16 protein-coding genes are annotated in these 19,298 nt (G+C 63.6%); 10 read left to right on the top strand and 6 right to left on the bottom strand.

The window, feature by feature from the left end; genetic code table 11:
- Positions 1-135: 135 nt before the first annotated feature.
- From groL to GGR00_RS04640, 3 genes are all read right to left on the bottom strand, one after another.
- Complete coding sequence (groL, locus tag GGR00_RS04650) at positions 136-1,788, bottom strand: chaperonin GroEL (RefSeq protein WP_184698270.1); 1,653 nt, start codon at positions 1,786-1,788, stop codon at positions 136-138.
- A 64-nt stretch (positions 1,789-1,852) separates the two neighbouring features.
- The gene (gene groES / locus GGR00_RS04645) at positions 1,853-2,149 is read right to left on the bottom strand and encodes a co-chaperone GroES (protein WP_018427182.1); all 297 of its coding nucleotides are present in this window, start codon (positions 2,147-2,149) and stop codon (positions 1,853-1,855) included.
- Positions 2,150-2,306: 157 nt separating this feature from the next.
- Positions 2,307-2,921: a thioredoxin domain-containing protein gene (locus tag GGR00_RS04640; protein ID WP_184698268.1), complete on the bottom strand. Its 615-nt coding sequence runs from the start codon at positions 2,919-2,921 to the stop codon at positions 2,307-2,309.
- A gap of 151 nt (positions 2,922-3,072) precedes the next feature.
- Between GGR00_RS04640 and GGR00_RS04635 the strand changes: the two genes are divergently transcribed.
- From GGR00_RS04635 to GGR00_RS04625, 3 genes are all read left to right on the top strand, one after another.
- Positions 3,073-3,543: a MarR family winged helix-turn-helix transcriptional regulator gene (locus GGR00_RS04635; protein WP_055979268.1), complete on the top strand. Its 471-nt coding sequence runs from the start codon at positions 3,073-3,075 to the stop codon at positions 3,541-3,543.
- Positions 3,540-4,679, top strand: coding sequence for an HlyD family secretion protein (locus GGR00_RS04630; protein ID WP_184698266.1), 1,140 nt, complete (start codon positions 3,540-3,542; stop codon positions 4,677-4,679). Before GGR00_RS04635 ends, GGR00_RS04630 begins: the two co-directional genes overlap by 4 nt.
- A 114-nt stretch (positions 4,680-4,793) precedes the next feature.
- Positions 4,794-6,335, top strand: a complete 1,542-nt coding sequence (locus GGR00_RS04625) for a DHA2 family efflux MFS transporter permease subunit (RefSeq protein ID WP_184698264.1) — start codon at positions 4,794-4,796, stop codon at positions 6,333-6,335.
- A gap of 57 nt (positions 6,336-6,392) precedes the next feature.
- Here GGR00_RS04625 and GGR00_RS04620 read toward each other — a convergent pair whose 3' ends face one another.
- Positions 6,393-8,396, bottom strand: coding sequence for a TadE/TadG family type IV pilus assembly protein (locus tag GGR00_RS04620; RefSeq protein ID WP_184698262.1), 2,004 nt, complete (start codon positions 8,394-8,396; stop codon positions 6,393-6,395).
- A 256-nt stretch (positions 8,397-8,652) separates the two neighbouring features.
- On the opposite strand from GGR00_RS04620, the gene GGR00_RS04615 reads away from it, so the two are divergent.
- Both GGR00_RS04615 and GGR00_RS04610 read left to right on the top strand, forming a co-directional pair.
- Complete coding sequence (locus tag GGR00_RS04615) at positions 8,653-9,513, top strand: TIGR01459 family HAD-type hydrolase (protein ID WP_184698260.1); 861 nt, start codon at positions 8,653-8,655, stop codon at positions 9,511-9,513.
- 8 nt (positions 9,514-9,521) lie between these two features.
- A complete protein-coding gene (locus tag GGR00_RS04610) occupies positions 9,522-10,505 on the top strand; it encodes a bifunctional riboflavin kinase/FAD synthetase (RefSeq protein WP_184698258.1) in 984 nt (327 codons plus the stop codon).
- On the opposite strand, the gene GGR00_RS04605 is transcribed toward GGR00_RS04610, so the two are convergent.
- On the bottom strand, positions 10,502-11,065 hold the full coding sequence (locus tag GGR00_RS04605; RefSeq protein WP_055978887.1) for an HdeD family acid-resistance protein: 564 nt from the start codon (positions 11,063-11,065) through the stop codon (positions 10,502-10,504). The genes GGR00_RS04610 and GGR00_RS04605 overlap by 4 nt on opposite strands.
- 210 nt (positions 11,066-11,275) lie before the next feature.
- Between GGR00_RS04605 and GGR00_RS04600 the strand changes: the two genes are divergently transcribed.
- From GGR00_RS04600 to GGR00_RS04590, 3 genes are all read left to right on the top strand, one after another.
- The gene (locus GGR00_RS04600) at positions 11,276-12,082 is read left to right on the top strand and encodes a MipA/OmpV family protein (RefSeq protein ID WP_184698256.1); all 807 of its coding nucleotides are present in this window, start codon (positions 11,276-11,278) and stop codon (positions 12,080-12,082) included.
- A 232-nt stretch (positions 12,083-12,314) separates the two neighbouring features.
- On the top strand, positions 12,315-15,236 hold the full coding sequence (ileS, locus tag GGR00_RS04595; RefSeq protein ID WP_184698254.1) for an isoleucine--tRNA ligase: 2,922 nt from the start codon (positions 12,315-12,317) through the stop codon (positions 15,234-15,236).
- A gap of 189 nt (positions 15,237-15,425) precedes the next feature.
- A complete protein-coding gene (locus GGR00_RS04590; RefSeq protein ID WP_184117338.1) occupies positions 15,426-16,043 on the top strand; it encodes a hypothetical protein in 618 nt (205 codons plus the stop codon).
- Between the two features lie 25 nt (positions 16,044-16,068).
- Here GGR00_RS04590 and GGR00_RS04585 read toward each other — a convergent pair whose 3' ends face one another.
- Positions 16,069-16,521 carry a nucleoside deaminase gene (locus GGR00_RS04585; protein WP_055978899.1) on the bottom strand — a complete coding sequence of 151 codons (453 nt, stop codon included), beginning with the start codon at positions 16,519-16,521 and terminating at the stop codon, positions 16,069-16,071.
- Between the two features lie 76 nt (positions 16,522-16,597).
- Between GGR00_RS04585 and GGR00_RS04580 the strand changes: the two genes are divergently transcribed.
- Positions 16,598-18,688 carry a pseudouridine synthase gene (locus tag GGR00_RS04580; RefSeq protein ID WP_184698252.1) on the top strand — a complete coding sequence of 697 codons (2,091 nt, stop codon included), beginning with the start codon at positions 16,598-16,600 and terminating at the stop codon, positions 18,686-18,688.
- Positions 18,688-19,242, top strand: a complete 555-nt coding sequence (rsmD, locus tag GGR00_RS04575) for a 16S rRNA (guanine(966)-N(2))-methyltransferase RsmD (protein WP_184698250.1) — start codon at positions 18,688-18,690, stop codon at positions 19,240-19,242. Before GGR00_RS04580 ends, rsmD begins: the two co-directional genes overlap by 1 nt.
- Positions 19,243-19,298 lie beyond the last annotated feature (56 nt).

Here is a 19,298-nt window from a genome sequence, read left to right as displayed (position 1 = left end):
ACGTGCCTCGGACAAGCGCAAAACGTCGACAGGCGGAAAAGGTTCCGCCTCGTAGCAGTTTTTTTGAAAACTTTTCAGCAACGAAAAAGGGCGCCCGAAGGCGCCCTTTCCGTAAGCTTGAGCTTGGTAGCTGGATTAGAAATCCATGCCGCCCATGCCGCCCATGCCGCCGCCAGGCATACCGCCCGGCATGCCGCCGGCCGATTCCTTCTTCGGAGCTTCGGCGATCATGGCTTCGGTGGTGACCAGCAGGCCGGCAACCGAGGCTGCGTCCTGCAGAGCCGTGCGAACGACCTTGACCGGATCGACGATGCCGAAGGCGATCATGTCGCCATATTCGCCGGTCTGGGCGTTGTAGCCGAACGTAGCCGTCTTGTTCTCGAGGATCTTGCCGGCAACGATCGAAGCTTCAGCACCAGCGTTCGAAGCGATCTGGCGGGCCGGAGCCTGCAGAGCGCGACGGACGATGTTGATGCCAGCGGCCTGGTCGGAGTTCTCGCCGGCCGCCTTGATGGCGAGCGAGGAACGCAGCAGAGCCACGCCACCGCCGGGAACGATGCCTTCTTCAACAGCGGCGCGGGTTGCGTTCAGCGCGTCGTCGACGCGGTCCTTGCGCTCCTTGACCTCGATCTCGGTCGCACCGCCGACGCGGATGACGGCAACGCCGCCTGCCAGCTTGGCGAGGCGTTCCTGCAGCTTCTCCTTGTCGTAGTCCGACGTGGTCTCTTCGATCTGCTGCTTGATCTGGGCAACGCGGCCCTGGATCTCGGCCTTCTTGCCGGCGCCGTCGACGATGGTGGTGTTCTCCTTGGAGATCGACACCTTCTTGGCGCGGCCGAGCATGTTGAGGCCGACGTTCTCGAGCTTGATGCCGAGGTCTTCCGAGATGACCTGGCCACCGGTCAGGATGGCGATGTCTTCCAGCATGGCCTTGCGGCGATCGCCGAAGCCCGGAGCCTTGACGGCAGCGATCTTCAGGCCGCCACGCAGCTTGTTGACGACGAGCGTGGCCAGGGCCTCGCCTTCGACGTCTTCCGAGATGATGAGCAGCGGCTTCGAGGTCTGCACGACGGCTTCGAGGACCGGCAGCATGGCCTGGAGGTTCGACAGCTTCTTCTCGTGGAGGAGAATGTAGGCGTCCTCGAGGTCAGCAACCATCTTGTCGGGGTTGGTGACGAAGTAGGGCGAGAGGTAGCCGCGGTCGAACTGCATGCCTTCGACGACTTCAAGCTCGGTCTCGGCGGTCTTGGCTTCTTCAACCGTGATGACGCCTTCGTTGCCGACCTTCTGCATCGCTTCCGCGATCATCGAGCCGATTTCCTTCTCGCCGTTTGCCGAGATGGTGCCGACCTGGGCGACTTCTTCCGAAGTCTTGATCTTCTTCGAGCTCTTGACGAGGTGGGTAACGACCTCGGCCACGGCCAGGTCGATGCCGCGCTTCAGGTCCATCGGGTTCATGCCGGCGGCAACGGCCTTGTGGCCTTCCTGAACGATCGCCTGGGCCAGAACGGTCGCGGTCGTGGTGCCGTCGCCGGCGATGTCGTTGGTCTTCGAAGCAACTTCGCGGACCATCTGGGCGCCCATGTTCTCGAACTTGTCTTCAAGCTCGATTTCCTTGGCGACGGTGACGCCGTCCTTGGTGATGCGCGGGGCGCCGAACGACTTGTCGATGACGACGTTGCGGCCCTTGGGGCCGAGGGTCACCTTGACCGCGTCAGCGAGGATGTTGACACCGCGCAGCATGCGCTCGCGGGCGTCGCGGGAGAATTTTACTTCCTTGGCAGCCATTTTAAGCTCCTAGTTGGGCCTTGGAGGCCCGAATTTCAGATTGGATGGTGCGGATGGGTGGCGATTAGCCGATGATGCCCATGATGTCGGATTCCTTCATGATCAGAAGGTCTTCGCCATTGAGCTTCACTTCGGTGCCCGACCACTTGCCGAACAGCACGCGGTCGCCAGCCTTGACGTCCAGCGGGACGAGCTTGCCGGCCTCGTCGCGAGCGCCGGATCCGACGGCGACGATTTCGCCTTCCTGCGGCTTTTCCTTGGCCGTATCGGGGATGATGATCCCGCCGGCGGTCTTGGATTCGGATTCGACCCGGCGAACGACCACGCGGTCATGAAGCGGGCGGAACTTCGACTTTGCCATTTGAACTTCCTCGGTGAACTGTTGAGAACCCTCGGTCCGGCCTGGCCGGACTTGGTTAGCACTCACTTCAGGCGAGTGCTAACGTGTCGGTGAGATAGTCCGTCGCCCCTTTACTGTCAAGGGAACGACGGCTTCACGACAGCCAGATTTCACCGAATTAAGCGCGTGCCTGGGCGATCGCCTTGCGGAAGTCGTCGGCCGTCATTCCGCGCTTGTAGAGTGCCTTGCCAATCAGGAAGCCTGGCGTGCCCTTGAGCTGGAAGGCTTTTGCCTGCGCTTCGGTCCGCGCCAGCAGGCTGACGAAGACATCCTGTCGCGCGCCGAGTTCGTTCCGGGCCAGGTCGACATCGATGCCGGCATTGCTCAGAAGCGTGGCGGTGCTGCGAAAGGTCAGGCGCTCGGTGGCGGTCATCAGTGTCTGCACGGCCTCTGCGTAACCTCCCTGGCTGTGCGATGCCAGCGTAAGCAGCGCTGCATTGCGCGAAACCTGCCCGAAGATCGGCCAGTCGCGCATCACGACGCGGATGTTGCCGTCCTCGGCCATGACTTTCGACAGTTCGATGTAGCTCAGCTTGCAGTAGGGGCACTGGTAGTCCGTGTACTCGACTACGGTGACGTTGCCGACCGGATTGCCCAGCGCAGGGATGTCGGGGTCGAAGGCAACTTCCTCCACCGTCGGCAGGGGCGCGGCCCAGAGCGGCAAGGGGGCCATGGCGCTCATGCCGGCAAGGGCTTTCAGGATGTAGCGCCGGTTCGGCGGCGGGTTTTGCATGCAACAGGTCCCGTGGCGTGTGGCCCCTTTCGTAGACGATGTGCGGACGTGATTAACAGGGGCCTAATCGCCGCGCCGGCGACCTGCAGCTCCATGTCGAAGCGCTATATTAGGTCTTGAATGGTAAGCATGCTTATAATATATGCCGCTCATGAAAAACGAAGGCATCGAGAGGTTGGGTTTCCTCATCCATGACGCGGCGCGCCTGATGCGGCGCAATTTCGAGCAGCGCGGCAGCGAATTCGGCCTGTCGGCGGCGCAATGGCGGTTGCTGGTCAGGCTGGTCAAGGATGAGGGCGTGGCGCAGGCGCGCCTTGCCGAGCTTCTCGAAATCGAGCCGATAAGCGTGTCGCGGCTTCTGGACCGCATGGAGGAGGGCGGCTGGATCGAGCGCCGGCAAGGTGCCTCCGATAGGCGTGTGCGCATGATTTTCCCGACCGAGAAGGCGCTTGAGGCCTTCTCCAAGGTCAAGGCCGTAGCCGGTGAGGTCTACGAGCGCGCGCTGAACGGGCTCTCCACTGAAGAGCGCCTCGCCACGGTCCGTGCCTTGCGCACCATAGTCGACAACCTTTCCGCGGGCGAACCCGCCGATGCGAATTGTTTGAGAGAGAAGACGAAATGAACGCGGTGGCGAAAGTGAACGAAGACAGCGCAAAGGTCGAACTCGCGACGGCAACCCAGCTTCCGCCGGCGGCAGCGCCCGCACCGGCGCCAAAGAAGCGTGGACGCATGGTGCTGATGGCTGCCTTGCCCTTGGCCCTGGTTGTCGGAGGCGGCTATTTCTGGGTGACCGGCGGTCGCTATCAGGAAACCGAAAACGCAAATCTGCGCCAGGCCAGGGTGAACATCGCCTCGGAAGCGGCGGGCCGGATCGTCAAGGTCGACGTCGCCGACAATGCGGCAGTGAAGGCCGGCGACGTGCTGTTCGAGGTCGATCCGGAACCTTACCGGATCGCGCTGGCCCAGGCCGATGCCGCACTTGCCGCCGCGCGGCTCAACGTCGAGCAGCTTCGTGCCGGCTACAGCCAGGCCGTGGCGCAGGAACGCGTCGCAGCCAGCGGCCTCGACTATGCCCAGGCGCAGTTCGACCGCAGCGACGGGCTGGTCACCAAGGGCGTCAACACCAAGTCGTCCTTGGACGAGGCCCGCATGGATCTCGACAAGGCGCAGGAGCAGCACAGTGCTGCCGTGCAGGGCATCGTCAGCGCCAAGGCGGCGCTCGGCGGCAACCCGGAAATCGAGGCCGACCAGCATCCGACGGTGCTGTCGGCTCTGGCAGCGCGCGACAAGGCGGCCTTCGATCTGGCCCAGACGACGGTGCGCGCGCCCGCCGACGGCGTGGTGTCGCAGGCTGCGTCCTTCAAGATCGGCCAGTATGTCGGCGCGGGAACCGCGCTGTTCAGCCTGGTCGAGACCGGCGACACCTGGGTCGAGGCGAATTTCAAGGAAACGCAGCTGACCCACATGAAGCCGGGCCAGGAAGCCGAGATCGTGCTCGACACCTATCCCGACCGCACCTTCCGCGGCACGGTCGAGGCGATCGGTGCAGGCACCGGCGCGGAGTTCTCGCTGCTGCCGGCTCAGAACGCCACCGGCAACTGGGTCAAGGTCACCCAGCGCATCCCGGTGCGCGTCAAGGTCGATACCGCCGACGGCGGGCTGGCCATGCGCACGGGCATGAGCGCCACCGTGTCGATCGATACCGGTGTCTCGCGCGGTTTTGGCAGCATCTTCGGTCACGCCGTGGCCGCGGAATAACACGCCCGCCAAGGGTGCGCATGAAGTCCTGGATCGTGCCGGCTGCCGCATGCGGCCGGCACTCCGGTTTTCCGGTCGCCGGTTGACGGCCGCAAGGTTCCAAGGGTCGTTCGAATGAGCCAGGCAGCCGCAAAGTCTCTCACCGATGTGCCGCATCGCGGATTGATCACCGTCGCCATCATGCTCGCGACGGTGATGCAGGTGCTCGACACCACCATCGCCAATGTCGCGCTGCCGTCGATGATCGGCGACCTCGGCGCCTCCCAGGACACCATCAACTGGGTGCTGACTTCCTACATCGTCGCGGCCGCGATCATGACGCCGTTGACCGGCTGGATGTCCGATCGCTTCGGCCGCAAGGAGCTGTTCCTCGTTTCGGTCGTCGGCTTCACCATCATGTCGATGCTCTGCGGCGTTGCCTGGAGCCTGGAATCGATGGTGCTGTTCCGCGTCCTGCAGGGCGTGTTCGGCGCCGCGATCGTGCCGCTGAGCCAGACCTTCCTGCTCGACATCAATCCCAAGGAGCGCCACGGCCAGGCGATGGCCATGTGGGGCGCCGGCATCATGGTCGGGCCGATCATCGGCCCGACGCTCGGCGGCTGGCTGACCGAAAGTTTCAACTGGCGCTGGGTGTTCTTTATCAACCTGCCGGTGGGCATCGTCGCCTTCATGGGCTCGGCAGCCTATCTGCCGGCTGTGGTGAAGCGCTTGCGCGGGTTCGACTTCTTCGGCTTCGCCATGCTGTCCCTTGGCGTCGGCGCGCTCCAGCTGATGCTCGACCGCGGCGGTGAAGTCGACTGGTTCTCGGCTGTCGAGATCTGGATCGAGCTTGGGCTCGCGATCACCGGCTTCTGGGTCTTCGCCGTCCACATGGCGATGTCGCAGAACACTTTTCTCGACCCGAAGATATTCACCGACCGCAATTTCGTGACCGGCCTGGTGTTCATCTTCGTCATCGGCGTGATCCTGCTCGCCAGCCTGGCGCTGCTGCCGCCGATGCTGTCGCGCATCTATGGCTACCCGACGATCACCACGGGCCTTGTCATGGCTCCCCGCGGTGTTGGCACCATGATCTCGATGTTGCTGGTCGGGCGGCTCGTGCGCATCGTCGACTCCCGCTATCTCGTGGTCGCTGGCCTGCTGCTGACGGCGATCTCGCTCTACTACATGACCGGTTTCACGCCGCAGATGGACGCCTTCCTGATTGTCTCGACCGGGGTCGTGCAGGGGCTTGGGTTGGGCCTGGTGTTCGTGCCGCTGTCGACGGTGGCGTTCGCCACCCTGGCGCCCCATCACCGGACCGATGCCGCGAGCCTGTTCAGCCTCGTCCGCAACATTGGCTCGTCGATCGGCATCTCCATCGTCTCGGTGCTGCTGACCCGCAATGTGCAGATCAACCACGCCGAATTGTCGGCCAACATCACGCCCTTCAACCCCAACCTCATGGCGCTGTCGCCCGGCGCTGCTGCCGGCAACCCGGCCGCGCTGTCGCAGGTGGATGGCCTGGTCAACATCCAGTCGCTGATGATCTCCTACATCGACGACTTCAAGCTGATGATGATCGTCTCGCTCTGCGCCATCCCGCTGGCTCTGCTGTTGCGCAAGCCGAAGGCACAGGCGACAGCCGGTGGCGCGCCGGCGGCGCATATGGATTGACATGAAAAAGGCGCCCGTCCGCGAGGAGGGCGCCTTTTGTCGTTGATGCTGATTGCGTCAGCTGACGATGCGCAGGTTGGACAGCTCGTCCGCGATTTCCTTGAAGACCTGCATCAGATTGGCGCCGGTGGCATTCCAGTAAAGCTTCTTGCCAACGGTCGTGCGGGAATAGGATGCACAGTTCATGAGTGCGTCAATCGCCTTCTTCTCGTTCGACTTCGACGTGCTCAGGTCCAGCGAAACAGTCATGACAATGACGTTGTCTGAGCCGGTTCCATTTACCTGGCGTGCGGTTGGACCCTTGGCGTTGGCACAGACTTTCTGCATCTGTTCATCCATTGCCGCCTGATAATTGCTGGTGGTGAAGGTGGTCTTGCCTATGGCGTTGGAGGTGTCCTTGAAGATGCGCGTCACGCCACTCGTGCTATATTTTTGGCCGGCATAGCCATATGCCGCATAGGTCGATTCATTGCCTGCACCGTCGCTGCTGCTCGGCGTGTTGCTGTACGTGTTGGCACCGTCGGTCAGCACGATGACCACCTTGTCATTGCCCCTTTGGCCATCGGTACGTCCTTCGGTGAAGGGCGCACCGCTTGAAATGACCCGCCATCCCCATGCCGTTCCTTCGGGAACGTTGGTGTTCCCGCCGGGCTTCATGGCATCGATCGCATCCTTGACTACTTTTTTTCCGGCAGCGTCGCTGACGTCCGTCAGCGGTGTGATTGGGTTCGTCGTGCAAGAAAAATTTGGGCCGTATCCGTCGCCTGCCGGGGAGGCCTCGAATGGCTTGACCCGGAAATATTTCCGCATGTCCCGCTGGCGGGAGGTGGCGTCGCTATTTTTCCAATCCGCCCACCAGTCGTTCCTGTAGCCGAAGGTATCTCCATTCAGGTCCAGAATATTGTCGTCGTTCACGTCGCGCCAAAGATGCTTGGGTTCATCAGGGGCGAACATTGGGACGTACAAAGTGGCGGGGTTGGTAGCCGTCGCTGGAGTGTCATCGTTGTTATACGGCGCTGGGCGGGCTTCGACGCAACCCTGCCAGCTCGTATATTGGGCGACGGTGTATTGATACTCCGGTTCGTCGGTATACTTGCTGCAGGCGTTGGTGGAGCTCACGGTGGTTCTGCACACGCGACGTTTGGTGTTCGGAATCGCTTCCCTGTCGGTTTGAGCTATGATGTCTTGGTAGAGGCTGAAGCGCGTGAGGGCCTCTCCTTGGGTTTCGCCCCATCCGCTGCCGCGCTTGCGCCACACGCCGCCGCTGTATTCGGCAAAGCGGTTGCCAATTTGCGCAATGTCCGCAGCGGTCATGTTGGCCTGTACCATTGAGGACCAGTCGAAATTCTCGTGATGGACAGGTGACAGGCCGAGCGTGTCCAGCCATGGCTTGTTGTCCGTGTCCGGCGCGATGTTGACCGAAGCGGCAAACGGCACCACGCCGAACCGGACAGGTTCGTTGATCTGCCGCATGGCGCTAGCTTGCTCCGCCATCTTGTCGACGAGTTGTTTCGAGGCAGCCTTAAGAAGGTCTATTCGCCTCTGGCCCGTGCCGGATCCCAGTTCGTCCATCGAGCCAGAGTTATCGAGGACAAGTGAGACTTCGATGGTGTTCTTGAGACGAATTCCTGATTTTACGACGAAACTCAGATTGAGGTCACTGCTGCTCTTCCCGATCAGTGCGGCAGCAGCAGGCAAGAAATACGGGTCGTACCTGAGCGTTGCCTCCATCTCCAAGGTGCCGCCGCCGAAGCTGTTGGTAGGCAGCGTCACCGTCAGAGGGGCGTTGGCGGGTTTGACTGAGCCGAGATTGCTGTTGAAGAAATCGGCGGCATAGGCCTTCAACTGGGTGTCCGTCAGCGTTTCCCCGGGCGAACCGTCGAGCAATCGCCGCGCCACCGCCATGCCGGCGGCGTCGAGGGCATTGCGCACCACCTCGCGCTGTCGCGACACTTCCGCATAATCGATCGCCAGCGCCAGCGCGCCCATGATGGGCACCATCGCGGCAACCGTCAAAATGGCATAGCTGCCGCGCGTATCCTTCAGGAATTTGCGGATCATTGGATTGCTTCCCCAAGCTCAACCTGGGGACGATCTCATGAAATCCTTAAATTTGCGGTTCTCTAAATTGCGAGAAATATGAGCGGCTGCTTAGTAAAGCGATAACCAATTCCGCCCGCCGGCGGATTGCGGTTTCGTCGGTGTCGGAACGGGATGCCGCGAAAGCTGGTGACAGGCAAGGCTGGTTCGGATAATTCCGGGCTGCCTGGCCGTTCGGCCAAAAACTCTCCCTTTGGGAACGATCGAAGGACAGACAATGGCGGGTTTGCCGCAATCAATCGCGTCGCTCGAAGCGCTCACAGGCCGCTACTCGGCCTTGCTGTGCGATGTCTGGGGCGTCATCCACAATGGCGTGCACGCCTTCCCGGAGGCCGCCGCAGCACTCGAGGCGGCGCGCGCGAAGGGGGTGGCCGTGGTGCTCATCACCAATGCGCCGCGTCCGCGCGACGGTGTCATCGCCCAGTTGGCGAACCTTGGCGTGCCGGCTTCCGCCTGGGACCGTGTCGTCACGTCGGGCGACGTGACGCGCGACCTGATCCGTTCGGGGCCGCGCCGTGTCTTTCACATCGGGCCGGAGCGCGACTACCCGATCTATGACGGGCTCGACGTCGATCTCGTCGAGGAGTTCGAAGCGTCCGTCGTGGTCTGCACCGGGCTGTTCGACGACGAGACCGAAACGCCTGACGACTATGCGGAGATGCTGCGCCGCCTCCGCGCCCGCAACCTGCCGTTCATCTGCGCCAACCCCGACATCGTCGTTGAGCGCGGCCACGAGCTGATCTGGTGCGCTGGCGCGTTGGCGCGCGATTATGGCCAGCTCGGCGGTCGCACGCTGGTTTCGGGCAAGCCGCACCGGCCGATTTACGAAGCTGCACTCGCCGCTGCCGGCGAGGTGCTGGGCCGCGAGGTCAAGGCATCCGAGGCGCTGGCCATCGGCGACGGCATGTTCACCGACGTCAAGGGCGCTGCGGACAACGGCGTCGACGTGCTTTATGTCTCGGGCGGCATTCACGCCCGCGATTATGGCGATCCGCTGGCACCCGATGCCGACAAGCTTGCCGCGTTTCTCGACAAGCACGGCTACGCACCGGTGGCGACCATTCCGAGGCTTCGGTAGGCGATACGATGGAACAGGCCTTTCTCCGCGTTGCAGGTGAAGAAGCCGTGCCGGAGTGGCTGCGCGGCGGCGTCGTGGCCATCGGCAATTTCGACGGCATCCACCGTGGCCACCAGGCGGTGCTGGAGCGCGCGCTGGAAGAGGCGCGCCAGCGCGACGTACCCGCTTTGGTACTGACCTTCGAGCCACACCCGCGCAAGGTGTTCCGGCCCGACTTGCCGCTGTTCGTGTTGACGCCGCCGCATGTCAAGGCGCGGCTGATCGAGGCGCTCGGCTTCGCCGCCGTCATCGAGCGGCCGTTCACGCGTGAATTCTCCAGTCTTTCGGCGGAGGACTTCGTCACCACCATTCTGGAGCGGCAACTCGGCATCAGCCATGTCGTGACGGGGTTCGACTTCCACTTCGGCAAGAACCGCCAGGGCGGTCCGGCCTTCCTGATGGCGGCGGGCGAACGCCATGGGTTCGGCGTGACACTGGTCGACGCCTTTCGCGACGAAGGCACCGAGATCATCTCGTCGAGCCGTATTCGCGAACTGCTTGCCGAAGGCGAAGCGGCCGAGGCGGCCGGTCTGCTCGGCTATCGCTATACGGTAGAAGCCGAGGTCGTGGGCGGTGCGAAACTGGGCCGCACGCTGGGTTTCCCGACAGCCAACATGCGGCTGTCGGCCGAGGCCGGGTTGAAGGAGGGCATCTATGCCGTCCGCTTTCGTCGGGCCGATGGCTCGCTGCATGACGGCGTGGCGAGCTTCGGCCGCCGGCCGACCGTGGGCGACAATCTCGCGCCGCTGCTCGAAACCTTCGTCTTCGACTTTTCCGGCGACCTCTACGGCGAGGTCGCCTCGGTCTCGTTCTTCGGTTACCTCAGGGGCGAGGTGAAGTTCGAAGGCCTGGACGCACTTGTCGTTCAGATGAAGCGCGACGAGGCCGAGGCGAGGGCGCTGCTCTCCGGCGTACGCCCCCTCTCCGAGCTTGATCGGGCGATGGCCTTCTAGGCGCCTTTCCTCAGGCCCAGGCCAAAGGCGACGTAGGCAATGCCCTGGAACATCAGGTCGACGGCAAGGAAGATGCCGAGGATGATGAGGCTGTTGACCGGCCAGCCTGCGGCGATGACGAGACCGGCGAGCACGGTGACGACACCGGCCGCGACGATCCAGCCCCAGCTTCCGAGGACAGACCTGCCCTTGATGCCCATCCAGACGCGCATCAGTCCCGACGCGACGAGGCTGGCGGCCAGCAGCAGCGTCAGGATCGCAGACGTCAGCACCGGATTGACGAAGGCGAGCCAGCCGGCAATGACGTAGAGGATGCCGCCGAGCAGCCACCAGAAGAAGCTGCCCCAGCTTTTCACGCCGAACGCGTGGATGATCTCGACAACGCCGGCGGCGATCATCATTGCACCGACGAAGAACACTGACACGACCGTGGCCGTCAGGAGATTGCTTGCTGCAATGAAACCGATTGCCAGCAGGGCGACCCCCAACAGCACGAACCAGCCCCATTTGGAGCGCAACGCGGCCACGTCGCCGCCGGGCATTTGATCGGAAATAGCCATTGGTCCCTTCTCCTTGAAGTTGCCTGTCTTCAATTCATGGCCGTGGGCCATGCATGAACGCTAGTACCGGCAGTTGAGTCCGTCCAGCATTCTCGTCCACGGCCGACCAGCAAAACCTCGCGCGAGATCAAGAATTTAAATCAAATTTTACCGAACTTGCGGCAAATCCGGGGTGTCCTGACAGGTATGTTTCGTGTACGCGGGGTTGTGATGGTTTCTTTCGTTCGTCTCTCTGTGGCAGCCTCTGCGCTTGCCTTGGTCGCTGGTCCGGCTTTTGCAGGCGAAGGCGGCGCTTTTGGTTGGATGAAGGGCGACTGGTACCTGACGCTCGGCGCCACCGGCATGGTCGCCCCCAGCTTCGAGGGCTCCAAGAAATACATGTTCAGCGCCCAGCCGATCATCTCGCTTGGCAAGGCTGGTGGCGAGACGCGCTTTTCCTCGCGCAACGACAACATCTCGCTGGCATTGATCGACAGCGGCGGCGTGCGCGCCGGCCTCAACGGCAAGATCATCTTCGGGCGCGATGCCGATGACGAACTCCAGGGGCTGCACGACGTTCGCTGGGGTGGCGAAGTCGGCGGCTTCTTCGAATTCTATCCGACCGACTGGATGCGCGCCCGCGCCGAAGTCCGTCACGGCATCCGTGCGCATAGCGGCGTTGTCGCCGACATCGCCGTCGATGCTTTCCACGACGTGACACCGACGATCCGCGTTTCCGGCGGGCCGCGCGTGTCTTTCGCCACCGCCGATTATTTCGATGCCTATTACGGCGTCAGCGCGCAGGAGGCACTGGCCTCCGGCATTACTGCATATGATCCGGGCAGTGGTGTGAAGTCGGCCGGCATCGGCGGGGCGATCACCTGGAAGGCCACCGACAACGTCACTGCCAGCCTGTTCACCGAATATTCGCGCCTGATGGGCCCGGCGGCGGATTCGACCATCGTCAAGGAGCGTGGTTCGCGCGACCAGCTGACGATCGGCGTCTCGACCAGCTACCGCTTCGACTTCAACCTTTGAGTTCCGGCGAATTAGACGCTTTATTCCGCGCCGCGCCTCCGCTAAAAGCGCGGCCATGAGATTTCTCGCGCCCGTCTTCGCGACTTCGATACGAATTATGGGCCCGGCCTTCCGGGCGCTTTGACGCGTCCGCAAGTCCGGGACGACTTTGCCTGCGCGCCGCACAGCGCCTTTTCCAGATCACGACAGTTGAACGCCCGTGGCAGATTTGCCGGGCAAGATGGCAAGACAGATGACCGACACGTCCGCAAAGATCGACTATTCCAAGACCCTTTATTTGCCGCAGACGGAGTTTCCGATGCGCGCCGGCCTGCCCGAGAAGGAGCCGGTGACGGTTGCCCGCTGGCAGAAGATGGACCTCTACAAGCGCTTGCGCGCAAGTGCTGCCGGCCGCGAGAAGTACGTGCTGCATGACGGCCCGCCCTATGCCAACGGCAACATCCACATCGGCCACGCGCTGAACAAGATCCTCAAGGACGTCATCACCCGTTCGTTCCAGATGCGCGGCTACGACTCCAACTACGTGCCGGGCTGGGACTGCCATGGCCTGCCGATCGAGTGGAAGATCGAGGAGAAGTACCGCGCCGCCGGCAAGAACAAGGACGAGGTCGAGATCAACGAATTCCGCAAGGAATGCCGTGAGTTTGCCGCCGGCTGGATCAAGGTCCAGGGCGAGGAATTCCAGCGCCTCGGCGTCATCGGCGATTTCGACAATCCCTACACCACCATGAACTTCCATGCCGAGGCGCGCATCGCCGGCGAGTTGCTGAAGTTTGCCATGTCGGGCCAGCTCTATCGCGGCTCGAAGCCGGTGATGTGGTCGGTTGTCGAGCGCACGGCACTCGCCGAAGCCGAGGTCGAATACCAGGATTACGAGAGTGATACGATCTGGGTGAAATTCCCCGTAGCTTCGGGGTCGGATGCACTGGCTGGTGCGCATGTCGTCATCTGGACGACCACGCCCTGGACCATCCCCGGCAACCGCGCGGTCAACTATTCGCCCCGCGTCGGCTATGGTGTCTACGAAGTTACCGCTGCCGAGAATGATTTTGGTCCGCAGCCGGGCGAAAAGCTCATCTTCGCCGAAGCGCTTGCCGAAGAGGCGGCAACCAAGGCCAAGGTCACGTTGAATCTGCTTCGCAGCGTGCCAGGCGAAGAGCTTGGAAGTCTTACGCTTTCCCATCCGTTCGAAGGTTTCGGTGGCGGCTACGAATTCGCCGTTCCGATGCTCGCCGGCGACCATGTCACCGACGATGCCGGCACCGGTTTCGTGCATACGTCGCCAAGCCATGGCCGTGAGGATTTCGACGCCTGGATGGATGCCGTTGCCGAGCTGGAAAAGCGCGGCATCGACACCCAGCTGCCATTTCCGGTCGATGACGCCGGTTATTATACCAAGGACGCTCCGGGCTTCGGTCCGGACCGCGAGGGCGGACCTGCGCGCGTCATCGACGATCACGGCAAGAAGGGCGACGCCAACAAGGCCGTCATCGACGAACTGATCAAGCGTGGCGCCCTGTTCGCGCGTGGCCGCCTCAAGCACAGCTATCCCCACAGCTGGCGCTCGAAGAAGCCGATCATCTTCCGTAATACGCCGCAGTGGTTCGTCTACATGGACAAGCAGCTCGGCGACGGCACGACACTGCGCAGCCGCGCGCTGCAGGCCATCGACGACACCCGCTTCGTGCCGGAGGCCGGTCAGACCCGCCTGCGGGCCATGATTGCCGAACGCCCGGACTGGGTGCTGTCGCGCCAGCGCGCCTGGGGCGTGCCGATCGCCATCTTCGCCGATGCCGACGGCAATGTGCTGAAGGACGAGGCGGTCAACGCCCGCATCGTCGAGGCCTTCGAGAAGGAAGGTGCCGACGCCTGGTTCGCCGAGGGTGCTCGCGAGCGCTTCCTCGGTTCGCGCGCCAACGAGGCGTGGAAGCAGGTCATGGACATCCTCGACGTCTGGTTCGACTCGGGCTCGACGCATGCGTTTACGCTTGAGGATCGCCCCGATCTCAAATGGCCGGCCGACGTCTATCTCGAGGGTTCGGACCAGCATCGCGGCTGGTTCCACTCGTCGCTGCTCGAAAGCTGCGGCACCCGTGGTCGCGCACCCTACAAGGCGGTCGTCACCCATGGTTTCACCATGGACGAGGAAGGCCGCAAGATGTCGAAATCGCTCGGCAACACGGTCGTGCCGCAGGACGTCATGAAGCAGTCGGGCGCCGATATCCTGCGCCTGTGGGTGATGACCACCGACTATTGGGAAGACCAGCGCCTCGGCAAGAACGTGCTGCAGACCAACATCGACGCCTACCGCAAGCTGCGCAACACCATCCGCTGGATGCTCGGCACGCTGGCCCATGACGAGGGCGAGGAGATTGCGCTGGCGGACATGCCGGAGCTGGAGCGGCTGATGCTGCACCGGCTCTCCGAACTCGATGCCCTGGTCCGCAAGGGCTATGACGATTTCGAGTTCAAGCGCATCACCCGTGCGCTGATTGACTTCATGGTCGTCGAGCTGTCGGCCTTCTACTTCGACATCCGCAAGGACGTGCTTTACTGCGACGCGCCATCGAGCGTGCGCCGAAAGGCAGCCGTCCATGTTGTGCGCGAACTGTTCAACTGCCTGGTCAAGTGGTTGGCACCGATGCTGCCCTTCACCACCGAAGAGGCGTGGCTCGAGCGCAATCCGCAGTCCGAGTCGGTGCATCTCGAACAGTTCCCCGAGGTGCCGGCTGCCTGGCGTGATGAGGCGTTGGCCGAGAAGTGGCGCAAGGTCCGCCAGGTACGCAGCGTGGTAACCGGTGCCCTTGAGCTCGAACGCGCCAAGAAGACCATCGGTTCGTCTCTGGAGGCCGTGCCGGTCGTCTACATGACCGATGCGGTGCTGGAGGATGCTCTCGACGGCATCGATCTGGCCGAGATCAGCATCACCAGCGATCTCGTCATCTCGCATGGCGACGTCCCGGCCGATGCCTTCGCCTTGCGCGAGGTTCCCGGCGTGGCGGTGGTTGTCGAGAAGGCGGATGGCCGCGGGCTGGTCAAGTGTGCCCGTTCGTGGCGCTACACCGGCGACGTCGGCTCCGACGCCGCGTTCGCCGATGTATCGGCCCGGGATGCCGCCGCGCTGCACGAACTGCAGGCCCTCGGCCGGCTCTAGGCTGGTTGCCGAAATACAACGACCGGCGGGACATCTCCTGCCGGTCGTTGCCCTTGACGGCCCATTAAGGTAAAAGCGCGAAACTTCGGCAGACAAATTGTCGCCGGATTTCCGTCGGATGAGCAAACGGACCGGGACCCGGCTCAAGGCCGGCATCTAGCGAGAGGCGTTCGAGTGAAAATTACTGGCATGACGGACCGCATCAGCGCGCGTGGAGCTTTGCTTGCGTCGCTCGCCGTTTCCGGCCTGGCGCTGACGGGCTGCATGAGCGCGCCCACCTACGGCACCGACAAGACGGCGACCGAGCAGCTGGCTGGCGACGTCACCAACATGTTCTCGATGAAGCCGAAGACCAACAACATCGACTACAAGCCGCGTCCGGAGCTGGTGAAGCCCAAGACCGGCCAGGCTGCCGCTCTGCCGGCGCCGCAGGACAACATCGTCAGCACGGCCAGCGCCGATTGGCCCGAATCGCCCGAGGCACGCCGTGCCCGTATCCGCGACGACGCGACCAAGAATCGCGACAACCCGAACTTCGAGCCGCAGGTCGTCAACGACATGACGTCGCTGAACGGCCCGGACATGAGCAAGTGGACGCCCGCGCAGCGCAAGGTCGAGATCGAGCGCCGCCTGCGCGAGAACAAGCAGGGCAGTGCCAGCACCCGCAAATATCTGAGCGAGCCGCCTTTGGTGTATCGCGAGGCGTCGGCAAGTGCTGCGCAGGATGAACTCGGCGAAGACGAGATCAAGAAGGAACGCCGCAAGAAGAAGCTTGCCAAGAAGAGCAGCAGCTGGTGGCCGTTCTGATCGATTGCTGACGCGTCGCGATTCCCTATAGGTCGCGACGGTCCTTGAAGAAGCCTTTCAGTATTTCGGCCGACCGCGTTTCGCCTATCCCCGGATAGACGTCCGGAGCGTGATGGCAGGTCGGCGCGGCGAAAAAGCGCACGCCACTGACGACTGCGCCGCCCTTGTCGTCGACCGCGCCGAAGTAGAGCCGCCTGAGCCGTGAAAACGAGATGGCGGCTGCGCACATTGTGCAGGGTTCCAGCGTCACATAGAGGTCATGTCCAGTGAGGCGCTCGGAGCCGAATTTTTCCGACGCCTCGCGAATTGCCAGCACTTCGGCATGGGCCGTGGCGTCGTTCAGTTCGCGGGTGCGGTTTCCGGCGCGCGCGACGACTTCGCCGGCGTTGACGATGACTGCACCGATCGGCACCTCGCCGCGTGCGGCGGCGGCTTCTGCTTCCGCGAATGCCAGAGCCATGTAATCGGGCCGTTTCACGCCTCAGCCATCCTGTTTCCCCTCGCTAACCCCCGAGCTTCCTGTTATCTAGCCGCCGAAAAGGGCAAAGGCCACCATGGACGACGATCGAAAGAAATTCCCGCGCAAGGGCGGCTCCAAGCCGGGTGGTGCAGGCGGCCGCGATGGCGGTGCGAAGAAATTCGGCAAGCCGCGCGCCGAAGGCGGCGCCAAGCCCTTTGCCAAGAAGCCTTTCGTGAAGCGTGCCGAAGGTGCCGAAGGCGGTGAGCGCCCGAAGCGCGACTTCCGTCCACGCGACGGGGAGGCGCGGCCCGAACACGCTGCAGCCCCCTTCCGCAAGGGCACGCGTCCCGAGGGCAAGCCTTACGAGAAGCGTGAAGGCCGTCCGTTCCAGGACAAGCCATATCGTCCGCGTCCAGCCGAGGGCGGCGAGGGTGAGCGCCCGAAGCGCGACTTTCGTCCACGTGATGGCGAGGCCCGCTCAGCAGACGCCGAGCGGCCATTCCGCAAGGGTCCGCGCTCCGAGGGCAAACCCTACGAAAAGCGCGAGGGCGGCCGCTCCTTCGGCGGTGACAAGCCTTACCGTCCGCGGCCATCTGAAGGCGGCGAGCGGCCGCACCGCGAATTCCGTCCGCGCGACGGCGAGGCAGGTGCTGGCGGCGAGCGACCTTTCCGCAAGGGCCCGCGCCCGGAGGGCAAGCCGTACGAGAAGCGTGAAGGCGGCTCTTATCAGGGCAAGCCGTATGAAAAGCGTGACGGCGGTGCCCCGCGTCCCCGTCGCTTCGACAGCGACCAGCCGCGCGGCGATGGCGAGGCGAGGGCGTTCCGTCCACGGCCGCAGGGCGACCACCGTCCCAGGGACGAGGGCTTCAAGCCGCGTCCGCGCCGGACCGAAGAGGCAGCCGAGCCGGGCGAGCGTATCGCCAAGCGGCTGGCGCGCGCCGGTATTGCGTCGCGTCGCGACGCCGAGGAACTGATCGCTGCCGGCCGAATCAAGGTCAACGGCAAGATCCTGTCGTCGCCGGCATTCAACGTCATGGTCGACGATGTCATCCATCTCGACGGCACCGAAATCCCGCCGATTGAACGCACCCGCCTGTTCCTGTTCCACAAGCCGGCCGGACTGGTGACGACCAACCGCGACCCGGAGGGCCGCAAGACCGTCTTCGACGTGCTGCCGGCCGAATTGCCCAGGCTGATGACCATCGGTCGTCTCGACATCAACACCGAAGGGCTGCTGCTGCTGACCAATGACGGCGGCCTGTCGCGCGTGCTCGAGCTGCCGGCGACCGGCTGGCTGCGGCGCTACCGCGTGCGCGTCCACGGCAAGGTCGAGCAGAAGACGCTTGATGGACTCAAGGACGGCATCGCCGTCGACGGCGTGTTCTACGGAGCTGTCGAGGCGACCCTCGACCGCGAGCAGGGCACCAATGCCTGGATCACCATCGGCCTTCGCGAAGGCAAGAACCGCGAAGTCAAGAACATCCTCGGCGCCCTCGGCCTCGAAGTGAACCGGCTGATCCGCATCTCCTATGGCCCGTTCCAGCTCGGCGAATTGCCCGAGGGGCACGTCCAGGAGATCAAGGGCAAGATGCTGCGCGACCAGCTTGGCGAGCGGCTGATCGAGGAGGCCGGCGCCAATTTCGATGCCGACATCGTCAAGCCTTTCTCCAACAAGCCGACGGTGCGCCCACGCGAGCCGCGCGAGGAGGAACCGGCACGTCCGAAGTTCCAGCGCGACGGCGAACGCGGCCGCATCGGCGAGGGCGGCCTGATCAAGAACCGCAAGCGTTCCAACGAGCGTCACCGCGAGGATGTGCTTGGCCGTCTTTCGACCGAGCGCCCCGCCGGCTTCGGCGACAAGCCAAAGTTCGGTGACAAGCCCAGGTTTGGCGACAAGCCCAAATTCGGTGACAAGCCGAAGTTCGGCGGCAAGAAGGGCGACGATCGCGAGAAGAAGCCGTTCGAAACTCCGGGCGCCCGCAAGGCCAATGTCTGGATGGCTCCGGGCGCGCGTCCGCAGAGCGAAAAGGCCAAGGCTGAAGCCGCTTCCAAGCCGCGCAACCGGCCTGATTTCGACAAGCCTCGCTTCGATAAGCCACGTTCGGACAAGCCTCGTTCTGACAGGCCAAGAGGCGATGGTCCGCGTGGCGGACGCCCAAGCGGTCCGCGCAAGGATCGCGGCTGATGCGGGTTGTCGGCGGCGATCTGCGCGGCAGGCCGTTGGCCACGCCGCGCGACAACGCCATCCGCCCGACCACCGATCGCACCCGCGAGGCGGTGTTCAACATGCTTGCCCATCGCTTCGCCGACAGGCTCGAAGGCGCGCGCGTGCTCGATCTTTTCGCTGGCACCGGTGCGCTCGGCATCGAGGCGCTGTCGCGCGGCGCTTCTTGTTGCGTGTTCATCGAGGAGTCCGCGGAAGGCCGCGGGCTCATCCGCACCAATGTCGAAGCCTTTGGCCTGACCGGCCGGACGAAGATTTTCCGTCGCGACGCGACCGGTCTCGGCGACGCCGGCACGCTGGGGCCGTTTGGCCTGGTCTTTGCCGACCCGCCCTACGGCAAGGGATTGGGCGAAGGTGCGTTGCGGTCGGCTCGTGCCGGCGGTTGGCTCGCGCCGGGTGCGCTGTGCGTGGTCGAGGAAGTGGCATCGGTTCCGTTCGAGCCGGGCCCCGGCTTTTCCGTCGTCGACGAACGCTCCTATGGCGAGACGGTGATCCGCTTCATCGAAGCCCGATAGGCCGGCGCCCGACTTCAGCCTCTTTCGGCGGCCAAGGTTACGAACAATTCACTTCC

The organism is Aminobacter aganoensis (genome assembly GCF_014206975.1).
GTDB classification, from domain to species: Bacteria; Pseudomonadota; Alphaproteobacteria; order Rhizobiales; family Rhizobiaceae; genus Aminobacter; species Aminobacter aganoensis.
This window is presented reverse-complemented; position numbering and strand designations above follow the sequence as displayed.